This is a genomic window from Hymenobacter cavernae, from assembly GCF_014641455.1.
GTDB classification, from domain to species: Bacteria; Bacteroidota; Bacteroidia; order Cytophagales; family Hymenobacteraceae; genus Hymenobacter; species Hymenobacter cavernae.
Genome location: NZ_BMHT01000005.1, coordinates 116,152 through 127,206, shown reverse-complemented (window position 1 = coordinate 127,206; position 11,055 = coordinate 116,152). Strand labels below are relative to the sequence as shown.

Sequence of the window (11,055 nt, the reverse complement as noted above, 5' to 3'; positions counted from 1 at the left end):
GGCGCGTTCCTACAATCCCTAAAAATCTGTGTCCAAACCTAGCTTTTGCTTCATTTCCAGTAAGATGGGAAATTTATCGGCTAGGTATTCAAACTTATCGGCAGAGGTATAGAGCTTGCGGGCCGTCGGGGCCTGCTCCATGAGCACCGGGTGCACGTTCAGGCGCGGGTAGCCGGTACGCTGGCGCAGCTCGGTCAGGAACTCACTGCGGAAGGCGTTGAACTGGTCGATCTGGATCGGGTTGTCCACCGCTAGGCGGATGACGTGCTGATCGTCCACCGCCACCGGCCGGTTCAGCACGATGTACTCGCTCATGCGGTCCTGGGCGCGTCGGTCCTCTTTGATGTCATTCCAGGCTTTCTGAAGCACTTCTTCATCAATAATCGGCAAACCTGTTACCGGACCGCTCGGCTCATCGTCGGCCACAGGCGCGGCTTTGGTCGCGCTCATCTGCTGCGTCACCTGCGCTTTCAAGTCCTTCAGACTCGGAATCTTGGAAGCCAGGCCCGGCAGCTTGGTAGTGGTCGGCAAAGGCTTCTGCAAACCCGGCTGGGGTGGCGGCATTCGCGTTGTAGCCGGCTCGTGGCCGGCTACGCTAGGCGCCCCGATGTCCACGTGCGGGTTCGTGTCGACGACTTGGTGGTGAGCCGTTGGAACATCGGCCACTTCATCCTCAATGCTAGGTGTCGCGTGCATCTCCTCCACGCCGCTTTCCACCGGGACTATTTCCTCTGGCGCGGCAGGTGCGGAAATGGCTGCCACCGGCCTAGTCGCAACAGGTTGGGGCGGAGCCATCGGCCGTGGAGCCGGCGCCGCCACTGGTGGGGCCGAGACCCTAGGTGCTGCTTCAACGACAGGCGCGGCACTAGCGGTGGGTGCGCCAGAAGACCCCGCTGGGGCAGGCGCACTCGTTTCTACACTAGTTTTTTTTTTAGCCTCGCCGTTGGTGGCGTGGCCGTTGCCGGAACCTAGGTCGCGGGCAAACTGCACGGCGCCGTTCAGGTAAGCTAGCTTCATCAGCGTCAGCTCCACGTGGAGGCGCTGATTTTTGGCTTGCTTAAACTCCCGGTCGCACTGGCTCACCAAGTTCAGGGCTGAGAGCAGGAAGGCGAGGGGAGAAGCCTGCGCCTGCTGCACATAACGCGCCCGAATACCTTCCGACACTTCCAAGAGTTGCACCGTCACGGTGTCTTTGCACACGAGCAGGCCGCGCAGGTGCTCGGCGGCTCCCACCACGAAATTGTGCAGGTCGAAGCCGTTCTGCATTACCTCATCCAAGAGCAGCAGCGCCGCCGAAAGGTTCTCGGTGAGCAGCGCATCCACCAGGCGGAAGTAGTACTCGTAATCAAGGACGTGCAGGTTCTGCACCACGTCCTTGTAGGTCAGATTATGACCCGAGAAAGTCACCATCTGGTCGAACATGGACAGGGCGTCGCGCAGACCGCCGTCGGCTTTCTGGGCGAGCAGGTGCAGCGCATCGTCTTCGGCGGCAATCTGCTCTTGCGTAGCCACATAGCGCAAGTGCTTGCGAATATCCTCGACGCGGATGCGGTTGAAATCGAAGATCTGGCAGCGCGACAGAATCGTGGGGATGATCTTGTGGCGCTCGGTGGTGGCCAGGATGAAAATGGCGTAGCTCGGCGGCTCTTCCAGGGTCTTCAGAAAGGCGTTGAAGGCCGCGTTAGAGAGCATGTGCACCTCGTCGATGATGTAGATCTTGTAGCGACCCGCCTGCGGCGCGTAGCGCACCTGCTCCACCAGCGAGCGGATATCTTCGACTGAGTTGTTGGAAGCCGCGTCCAGCTCGTGCACGTTGAACGAGGCGTTCTGGTTGAACGCCCGGCACGACTCGCACTCGTTGCACGCCTCGGCTTCCGGCGTGAGGTTGGTGCAGTTGATGGTTTTGGCCAGAATGCGCGCGCAGGTGGTTTTGCCCACGCCGCGCGGACCACAAAAGAGGAAAGCCTGAGCTAGGTGATGACTGACAATAGCATTTTGCAGCGTAGTTGTTACGTGCTGCTGCCCCACTACGCTGCGAAAGGTGGCGGGACGATACTTACGGGCGGAAACAACGAAATTCTCCATAGTTCTTCCTACAAAGATACCCCAAAAAGGCGGTCTTTGGAAGCCAAATCAATGGCCAAAGGGCAAGAATGACACGCCCATAATGCCAGCAAGAGCTAGCCTATAGTCATGAAAAATGCAGGAAGATGCGCGAGTCGGTCAGCTAAGAAGCTAGGCTATTGTTGGATTGTAAGATATTGCAAGTCAATATCATGTCTGATAAATCACAGCGTTGTATTCGTCAGTACTGGCGGTGACTTTTTAAGCAAGTAAGCGTTCTGGTTATGTTCCATGGCACCTTTAGGCAGCCAGTTCCACCACACCCCTAGGTCCCGCTGAATAATCTCCTTATAGAAGGACGGCAGCTCCTGGGATTCGCCCTCGAAATACTGCCGGAAAGGTCGGTCGTGCACCAGTTTCTCACGCACTTTCTTGAAGAAGCGCAGGCGTCCGAAGCCCTCCGACGACACCGCCCGCATCGTGTTCATCCATTTAGATGCCCGGCTTGGGGAAGCCATGTAGCGCCGGTAAATAGCCTTGTTGGAGAAGGTGTAGGCCGTCAGGTCAATCACCTTATCGTAGAAGTCCACCCACTCGTAGTTCAGGGGCTTCACGTTCATCGCTAGGTGGTTATTGAGAAAGTGGAACGGAAAGGGCAGCACCCGGTGGTTGCGCTGGTAGTCTAGGTTCAGCGGCGCCGCTTCGCCGAAAGCACTCAGCAGCGAGTAACCCGGAAAGGCGGCCGGCGACAGATCCACGAAGCGCTTGGTCAGCTCGAAAGGCTCCGAGCCCATGTCGCTGTCGAGGCCCAGTACAAAGTTGGTTTGCACGTAGGGCACGTACTTGAACATCAGGTTCACGTGCTCGGCCACGCGCTGCACTTTTTCCTCGCCGGCTAAGCGCGAGGTGCGCGACTTATTACCGAGCTCGTACCACGATTCCACGCCCGGCAGCAGAGCCTCAAAACCATGATTATTAAGCACCTGCAAGTGGTCTTCGGTGAGGATGGACAGGCTGCTTTCGGCCATGAAGCGGAAGCTTTTCAGCGGGGCGGCCGCCTCAATGGCGTCCATTGTTTCGTTGAAGCGCACCCCAAAATTCGGGTCGTGCCAGCCTACCACGGGCTTGTCGAACTTGGTGAGCAGGAAGCGCAAATCTTCTTTGATAATATCCACACTCATGGGCTGGTAATCCACCGTGGCATCAATGCAGAAGGCGCAGGTGTAAGGGCAACCCACGCTGCCGATCATGGGCACCATCTTCAGCACGGGCGCTTTCTTCAGTGTGGGCTCGATGAACTTCCACCGCTCGCGCACGCCGGGCAGGTGGCTGGGCTGTTTGCCCGCCGATAGGTGCTTGCCCTCGGGCCGCTGCGGCTGGCAGTTATGCAGCACTTCCTGAATGGTACCTAGGTTGGTAAAGCCCAGCACGAAGTCGAAATAACGGACGGCATCATCGGGGTAGCAGCGGGCGTGCGGACCGCCGAGCACCGTCACGGCACCCTGGCTGCGGAAGTAATTGCTGAGTGCGTAGGCTAGCAAGGCCGACTCCGTGAACGCGCTGATGAACACCAAGTCTACGCCTTTGGGTAGCTCCTTGCGCAAATCTTCCAAGCCGGTGTAGCACACCAGCTTCACATCATGTCCTTCCTGCTCGCACCAGGTGGCCACCACTTGGGGCATAATGCTAGCTAGGTTCGCGTGCATGGCACGAGCCCATAACGTGGTGGTCGGCCCCTTGCAGACCAAATCGATGATACCAATCGTTAATTTAGTCATGTTCCTGAATATGAAGCCGTTTTCGGATTCATAAACATAACAGAATAACTCGATAACGCTGGATAAGTGACTGCCGCGGTAGGGCTTCGCGCTAGAATGGCGAACCAAATTGGCGGAAGTTATTGGCGGCCTTAGCGCAGTTTTGCAGGGAACTCCAGCCTCATGCGCAACGTTTCTCAGACAGTTGCGTACATTTGCACCCCGCTACTTGTGGCGGGAACCGTTCTTTCTAATCTGGGGCTGACCGGAATTGACAGCTTGTGCAGGTCGCGAGTAAGCGTGTCAGGAGTTGGACGAAGCTCTCCTGTGAACAAATCGCCCAAACAATAAATGGCGAGTATAGCTACGCCATGGCTGCTTAGTCTAGGTACTAAGTAATGCCATCGTCCCGCATCCGTCTTCCCTTTCACGGGTGAGTACGGGGCGTCGTAAGTAAGGGGATAGTCTTGGTGGCACTGCGACACTAAGGCGAAACTCAAGCAGATAAGGGTAACCTATAGGCCTGATGTGCGCCCGGGTTGCCACGAAAATTCAAGCATAGATACACACGTAGAAAGCTCGACGGCTTCCTTGTCTGGACCAGGGTTCGAATCCCTGCAGCTCCACCGAAAAGCCCGTTTCTGATGTAGAAACGGGCTTTTTTTCTTTCTGGGGTACAAGTAGGGGTACAAACCTAGCTGATTTATTACTTGTGCACCGTATAGGTTGTCTGCTTTCTTTGAAGTAGCCAACCGGAAATAGTTGCCAGCTTGCTTCAGGAAGGTAAAAGGCCCGCTCTGTCGATTGACAGGGCGGGCCTTTCTTATTGGTATCCGTGCCTACTTAGGCAAAAGAGAAAAAATTAAATTGTTTTTAGCCCTACACTAAGTGCACTAGCTGCACTATCAATCTGCGCTAGCGTGCTGGAAACACAGTTTCGGTCAGTGTAGATTGAAAAGCAAAGTGCACTGAGCAATCCTTATTTTGGTGTGATACACTCCAGTTCGACTAGGTCACCTACCATACAAATGCTAGCGCCGCTGACGCTGTGGTAAGCTACTTGGACCGATTGGCCATCCTTTTTCGGGAAGTCTTGCCAGACGCTTCCCCGCGGTTCAAGGCGCTGGCCACTGCTGAGCACCAGCACATAGCCGCATCCATCAAGTCCTGTTAGGTCCTTGACCGTAGCGGGGGTGATACATAGAGGTTCCATTTGCTCCTGCTCCTTGCAGGACAGCAGTCCTAGCAGCAATAGGCTAGGTAGAAGTAGCGTGCGCATAGGGAAAGTAGTAAAGGGTGATAAGATCGAGTCTACAAACAGGATGCAGGTACATGGGCAGAAAGTTGCAAGCAGGAAAAAAGAAAGCCCCAGCAGGTGCTGAGGCTTTGCAATAAGCATTGCAATAAAAATTATCTTGTTTTTAGACGTGCACGCTGCACTACCAATCTGCTCTAGCATGCTGGAAACGCAGTTTCAGGCAGTGTAGATTGAAAAGCAAAGTGCACTAGAATAGGCGGTATGCCTATTAGGGACGACGCTTGGAGGAGTCGCGTCCGATCACATCCAGTACATCGCTGGTCGTAAATTCCTTTTCTACGTTGACGTAGCCCGGAGGCGAGATGGTGCGCCCACCGCTGGTAACGAAGGTCGGCTTGAGCCGCAGGGTCAGGCGTAGGGGCTTCCGGTCTTGGTCCCCCAGACCGAGGGCCAGGTTGGCCAGCGCTTCGCCGGATTGCTCGCCTAAGGCATCGCGCAGGTTACTTTCCAGGGCAATAGGTGCCACAGTAACGCTATGAGGTGCCACCTCAATACGCTCGGTGGTGCGGCCGGTGGCGAGCTGCTTGCCATCGAGCAGGGCAATGTAGTCAAAGGCATTGACGGCCGCCGTTTCGGCGTTGGGGTTCCGTACCTCCAAGTTCACCCGTAGGCGCAGTGGTAGGTTCCCACTAGCGTAGGCAGTGGCAATGCGAGCCTGATCCAGCAGGTTAAGGTCTGTCGGCTTGCGTAGATGGGTAACATCAATGCCCGCCAGCGTGGCCTGCTCGACGGAAGCCAGCCGAAATTCAGCGCCTTTGAACGCCTTGGCTTGCTGCACCTGCTCCCCGATGCCGCAGCTGCTGAGCAGCAGGCCGAGCACCAGCACGCTAGCCGTGACTAAGGAGCGTACGTGATACTGACCGGGGAGAGAGGAGACAGGCATAGCCAAGCAGCAGAGGAAGCAAGAAAAAGATAAGGGTCTTACTCTTACGCAGCTGGAATAGTTGTAGCTGTGGGACGAATGAACAGCTAAGCTTTGGCCTAGGTGTCAGTGGCCAGATTAAAATATCTTGTTTTTAGCGGTACACTAAGTGCACTGTCTGCACTGTCAATATACCCTAGCAAGCTGGAAACGCACTTTCACGCAGTGTAGATTGAAAAACAAAGTGCACTGCGCTTAAGGCATGCTTTCCAATTACTAGGTTCGCTTATAACATTTAAAGAGGGCCGTTTCCAGCATGTAAAAGGGTTTGTACCTTGCTTAAACCACTCGAAAGTGGCAGCAAAGTATGTATCAACTCCGTAAGGTGAGCTTACGACTAGTTAATGAGTAGTACCTGATGCGGGATATCAATCGTCAGCTGTTCGCCTAACCAGTCGATTGGAATGATGCCGTCGTAAATCAAGCCATTGACCAACTGGACGGGGGCTTTCGTTAGCTGGAGACTAGGAATGGCTTGTGGGGTAAGCTTGTCTAAGGTCGCCCGGTAGATGACATTGCGGTTATTGGGGGAGAACTCGCTGGCTCGTACGATGCGATTGGTAGGGGCCAGGGCGGCGGTATCAATCCCGAGTTGCGAGGCAAAGGCTGAATTAATGCGGTACACCCCTTTGCCTGCCCCAGTATCCAGCGGGAACAAGAGGGTCAGCTTGTCATTGACGCGAAAGTAAGCGGATATATCAAGGGTTTGGCCGTGGGCATTGCCCACTTGCAAGGGGATTACATTGTCTGACTTGCGGCGCTTGGCCAAGGAGGCTGGCGTTTCCAAGACGAGTTGCTTGTTGTGCAAATCAAGGGTAAAGGGTTGGCGTTGGAAGGCCGTTAGCGCCAGTAGGCCATCTAGGCCCCCTAGTTCCCCCTCATAAACGGTCAAGGTGGTGCTGTTGGCAACAAAAGCTCCCACCGTAATAGACTTGGCCGTGTACAGTTCCACGTCCAAGCGGTCGCCAATGGCCCGGAATGCGGTCAAACGCCCATCCTGTTTCTGTAACCCCTTCACGCGTTGGGCGAACTTCTGGGTGAGTAGGTTAATTCCGCCACCGGTATCGAAGATAAACCGTCCTTCTACGCCATTAATAGCTGCCTTTACAACGATATGTCCACTGGGCAGTACCTCCAGTGGAATACGCTGCTGGGCTTGCAGCGGAACAGAAAATAAGAGGCTAATAAGCAACGCAAGAAAGCAAATGGGCTTCTGAATCATGGAGTACTGATGAAAGATATAGGCAATAGTGAGGTGGTCCAGTTAGGCGAGACAGTTTAGGGTAGTGTTTTTAAGTTGTTGTAAGTAAAAGGTTTGCGGCGTTTGGTAAGCGAGCGCAGAGTGGCGGCGCTCGTAATTATAGTAGTCAAAATAAGTGGCTACGCTGTGCTGGGCGTCGGCTAGGTCGCGGAAAACGGGCCAGTCGCGTTGTTCAAGCTCTTCGGTTTTGAGGCGCGACCACAGGCTTTCGGCTTGCGCATTATCGTAGCACTCGCCGCGGCGGCTCTGCGAGCGCAGACAGTCGTGCGCGTGGAGCAAGGCGCGGTAGGCATTACCACAATACTGTCCGCCGCGGTCGGAGTGTACCAGTAAGCCCGCCGAGGGTCGTCGAGCTAGCAGTGCTCGGCGGAAGGCGCTGGTCACGAGTTCTTCGGGCATGGTGGCTAGCACTTGCCAGCCCACCACCTGGCGGGTGAAGGCATCCTGAAAGGCGCACAAGTAGGCCCACTGCCCGGAGACCAGCGGCAAGTAGGTGATATCACTGACCCACACTTGGTTGGGACAGCTAGGGGCCGGCTGATTTAGCAGCCGGTTGGGCGCGCAGCGCAGCCCATGGGTGGAGTCGGTGGTGCGCGGGGTAAAGGCGCGCGGCTGCACGGCCTGCAGTCCCCGGCGGCGCAGCTCGGTCCGCAAGCGCTGGCGGCCGACACGATAGCCCTGGGCCTGCAACTCGGCCCGTAGTCGACGGGTGCCATAGCGCTGCTTATGGTGGGTAAACGTCTGCACCAGGGCCCCTTCCCACGCTGCTTTTTCTACTGGCTTAGACTGGCTAGTAGCCTGAGCACTCCACGCGTAGTAGCGAGCGGGTGTCACGCCCAACACCCGGCAGAGCAACCGTACGGGGTAGCTAGCGCGCTGCTGGTCAATGAACTGGTAGCGGCTCACGAGGTCGGCGGGGTGCTGAAAATGGCAATGGCTTTTTTTAAAATCTCCAATTCCTGCGCACGACGCTTATTCGCCGCCCGCAGTTGGCGCACCTCGGCGGCTTCTACCGGGTCTGTGGGCAGGGCGGGCTGCGCGGCTTGCTGCCATTTGTAGAGCAGTTTGGGATTAATATTGAGGGCACGGGCGGCCGCTTGGGTCGGGCGGCTTTCGCTCGCCACGCGTAGCGCTTCGGTTTTGAAGGCCGCGTCATACTTGCGGCGTTTATCGGGCTTATCCATGGGGTAGAAAAGATACCACCCAATTCTGTCTCGCTCAACTAGACCACCTCATAGATACCTTGCCGTGGTCAATGATTAAGGGCGTAAAGTAGTATACCAGAACTAAATTGACGGTAATCAGGAAACAATTAAAGAACAGCTAGTAGAGCAATAAGAGTAAAAACCGCACGGATTTCAAAACCGCACTTATAAGCCCTATGGCTGTTGCAGAACTCTATACTCTATTAGAGGAGAGGTATGTTCAGCCCTTCATTCGACCAGAGTAGTAGTAGTAAGCAGGCATTTTAGTCTGTGTTAGACGCGGCCACTCGCCAGAGAGAGTGCTTAATCCTACGAGGATCAAGGTCAGCAATCAAGCTAATGCCGCCGCGCCGACAGGGGCTTTACCTAGGTTCATACCATTCTATCGGAGGTGAATTTTGGTAAGCCCAAATATTCGCTTCAGGTTAGGGCTAGGTTGGCTCGTCGACAATCAGAAACCTAGCTTCTTCTTTATGCGGTTTGGCATTTACCTTCTTTTTTGCGTGCTATTCGTGGGGCCGCAGGCCCGCGCAGCCCAGCCTGATCAGGCTACTACTGCGGCCTACGCCACGTGCCGGACCTTGCTGCTGTCGGATACGCCGTATGCCACTGAGCAAAGCTACCGGCTAACCGATGATGTTAAGTATGAGACAGATGCGAACGGCTATTTTAAATCGTTGAGCGCCGAGGGCACCTGGCCTGATCTAGATTATCATTCCGAGATGCGGAGCGCCTGGCGACCTTCCTGGCATCTGTACCGAATCATGCTGCTGTGCCGGGCTTATAACCAAAACTACGATGCTGCTTGGCGCAAGGGCATTCATCAGGCGCTGGCTTACTGGATAAAAAACGATTATCAGTGCAGCAACTGGTGGCAGAATCAAATTAACGTGCCGTATGCCTATTCCAGCATCATGCTAATGCTGGGCAAAGAGGCCACGCCTGCCGAGCTAGCTTATTTAACCCAAACCCTAGGTCCGCGGGTTGCCCAGAAAAATCCGACCGGGCAGAACAAGATATGGCAGCACGATATTGAGGCGCGTATTGCCTTGGTTAATCAGGATGCAGCGGCTTTCGCGCCGGCGATGCAGCAGATGCAATTGGTGATACAGATCAGCACCGGCGAGGGCATACAGCCCGATTATTCCTTTCACCAGCACGGCGCCATGTTGCAGTTTGGCAACTACGGAATCCACTTCGTGAACAGCCTGCTTTTCTGGATGAAAGTAACCTCTGGAACGCCTTACGCCTTCAGCCCGGAAAAGCAGAAAATCCTTTTCGACTACTGCGCTCAAGGACTTAAATACACTATCTATAAAGGCGCGATGGACAAAACGGCCATTGCAAGGCAGCTGCGCGAAAATGCTGATACCAAGCGCGGTAAGAATCTATACGACGATTTCAAGCTGATTACCTCAGCCTCCAAAACCGACCCTTGCCGCTATGCCCTGAGCGGGTTTGAGCAACCTAGGTGCCCGACCTTGCCGGAGAATAAAAGCTTCTGGCGCAGTGGCTACATGCTCCAAACGAATAGCAACACCTTTGCTATCAGCGTGAAGACGCACGGCCCTTTCGTGAAGAAGGTAGAGTCGATAAACAGTGAAAACCTCTTCGGCGCTTTTCTGAACGATGGCGTGAGCCTGATCCAGCGCAGCGGCAAGGAATACCACAACATCGAACCGCTCTGGAACTGGGCGATGCTGCCGGGCATCACCGCCGACACGACCAGCAATCCGGCAAGCGAACAGGCTTTCAAGTCGGATAACACCGCGGATTTCGTCGGGCAAGTGTCCAATGGCGCTTCGGGTATTAGCGTGATGATGTATAATCGACTAGGCACCAAGGCGCGCAAGAGCTATTTCTTGGTTGAGGGCCAATTGATTGCGCTAGGCGCAGGAATTGAGGCCCCGACCAATACGCATCTGATAACAACCGTGAATCAGTGCTTTTACAATGCTAGGTCGCCTCTGCAAAAAGGTAAATTGGAAAAGGGCGCCAGCTGGGTGTGGCACGACAGTGTCGCCTACATTTTCCCCGACGAAAAGCAGCGCTTCCACACGAATATCTCCGCCCGGAAAGGCAACTGGCAAACGGTGGACGAAGCCTCCGGTAATTCGCCCGCGGCCGGTTCGGTGTTCACTGTTTACGTAGATCATCGGGCGCAAAACAGCTATGCTTACCAGGTGGCGCCCGGCGTGAGCGTAGCCGATATCAGCCGCCGTAGTGCGTTGCTGAATTATAAAATTTTGCTGAACACAGCCCAGCTACAGGCCATCCAAACGCCAAGCGGAGTAATGGCCGTGTTCTACGAGCCGACTACCCTAGGTGCTGCAAAGGATAAAATAAGCGTGGATAAACCGTGCCTGCTTATTCGGCAGACGAAGGGTGACCCGCACGTTTGGGTAGCGGACCCCACGCGAAAGCTCCAATCGGTTACGCTCGTTATTAACAATAAAAAAGTGGTGGCCAACCTTCCGCAGGGCGACAAAGCCGGCTCAACCGTGAGCGTATTTTGAAAAAAGTAGCGG

General features: G+C 55.1%; 8 protein-coding genes and 1 other RNA gene. 2 read left to right on the top strand and 7 right to left on the bottom strand.

The genetic code is table 11. From position 1 onward, the window contains the following. Nucleotides 1-18: 18 nt before the first annotated feature. Complete coding sequence (locus IEX74_RS14150) at nucleotides 19-2,085, bottom strand: DNA polymerase III subunit gamma/tau (protein ID WP_188814667.1); 2,067 nt, start codon at nucleotides 2,083-2,085, stop codon at nucleotides 19-21. A gap of 203 nt (nucleotides 2,086-2,288) precedes the next feature. Next, nucleotides 2,289-3,842 carry a B12-binding domain-containing radical SAM protein gene (locus tag IEX74_RS14145; RefSeq protein ID WP_188814666.1) on the bottom strand — a complete coding sequence of 518 codons (1,554 nt, stop codon included), beginning with the start codon at nucleotides 3,840-3,842 and terminating at the stop codon, nucleotides 2,289-2,291. Between the two features lie 236 nt (nucleotides 3,843-4,078). On the opposite strand from IEX74_RS14145, the gene ssrA reads away from it, so the two are divergent. Next, nucleotides 4,079-4,450: a transfer-messenger RNA gene (gene ssrA, locus IEX74_RS14140) on the top strand. Between the two features lie 350 nt (nucleotides 4,451-4,800). Here the strand turns inward: ssrA and IEX74_RS14135 are convergent. The 5 genes from IEX74_RS14135 to IEX74_RS14115 form a co-directional block, all read right to left on the bottom strand. Next, on the bottom strand, nucleotides 4,801-5,280 hold the full coding sequence (locus IEX74_RS14135; protein WP_188814665.1) for a hypothetical protein: 480 nt from the start codon (nucleotides 5,278-5,280) through the stop codon (nucleotides 4,801-4,803). 67 nt (nucleotides 5,281-5,347) lie between these two features. Next, complete coding sequence (locus IEX74_RS14130) at nucleotides 5,348-6,022, bottom strand: LEA/WHy family protein (RefSeq protein ID WP_188814664.1); 675 nt, start codon at nucleotides 6,020-6,022, stop codon at nucleotides 5,348-5,350. Nucleotides 6,023-6,398: 376 nt separating this feature from the next. Then, nucleotides 6,399-7,283 (bottom strand): retropepsin-like aspartic protease, encoded by an 885-nt coding sequence (locus IEX74_RS14125; protein WP_188814663.1) that lies wholly within the window; start codon nucleotides 7,281-7,283, stop codon nucleotides 6,399-6,401. Nucleotides 7,284-7,325: 42 nt separating this feature from the next. Further along, nucleotides 7,326-8,228 carry an IS3 family transposase gene (locus IEX74_RS14120; protein WP_188814662.1) on the bottom strand — a complete coding sequence of 301 codons (903 nt, stop codon included), beginning with the start codon at nucleotides 8,226-8,228 and terminating at the stop codon, nucleotides 7,326-7,328. Beyond that, the gene (locus IEX74_RS14115; protein WP_188814661.1) at nucleotides 8,225-8,506 is read right to left on the bottom strand and encodes a transposase; all 282 of its coding nucleotides are present in this window, start codon (nucleotides 8,504-8,506) and stop codon (nucleotides 8,225-8,227) included. The genes IEX74_RS14120 and IEX74_RS14115 overlap by 4 nt, the downstream gene beginning before the upstream one ends. A gap of 494 nt (nucleotides 8,507-9,000) precedes the next feature. Between IEX74_RS14115 and IEX74_RS14110 the strand changes: the two genes are divergently transcribed. Continuing rightward, the gene (locus IEX74_RS14110; RefSeq protein ID WP_188814660.1) at nucleotides 9,001-11,043 is read left to right on the top strand and encodes a polysaccharide lyase family 8 super-sandwich domain-containing protein; all 2,043 of its coding nucleotides are present in this window, start codon (nucleotides 9,001-9,003) and stop codon (nucleotides 11,041-11,043) included. Nucleotides 11,044-11,055: the final 12 nt, after the last annotated feature.

Coding starts and splice junctions, on each gene's coding strand:
- IEX74_RS14145 (WP_188814666.1), bottom strand. CDS start 3,842: ATGACTAAATTAACGATTGGTATCATCGATTTGGTCTGCAAGGGGCCG.
- IEX74_RS14115 (WP_188814661.1), bottom strand. CDS start 8,506: ATGGATAAGCCCGATAAACGCCGCAAGTATGACGCGGCCTTCAAAACC.
- IEX74_RS14130 (WP_188814664.1), bottom strand. CDS start 6,022: ATGCCTGTCTCCTCTCTCCCCGGTCAGTATCACGTACGCTCCTTAGTC.
- IEX74_RS14110 (WP_188814660.1), top strand. CDS start 9,001: ATGCGGTTTGGCATTTACCTTCTTTTTTGCGTGCTATTCGTGGGGCCG.
- IEX74_RS14135 (WP_188814665.1), bottom strand. CDS start 5,280: ATGCTAGAGCAGATTGGTAGTGCAGCGTGCACGTCTAAAAACAAGATA.
- IEX74_RS14150 (WP_188814667.1), bottom strand. CDS start 2,085: ATGGAGAATTTCGTTGTTTCCGCCCGTAAGTATCGTCCCGCCACCTTT.
- IEX74_RS14125 (WP_188814663.1), bottom strand. CDS start 7,283: ATGATTCAGAAGCCCATTTGCTTTCTTGCGTTGCTTATTAGCCTCTTA.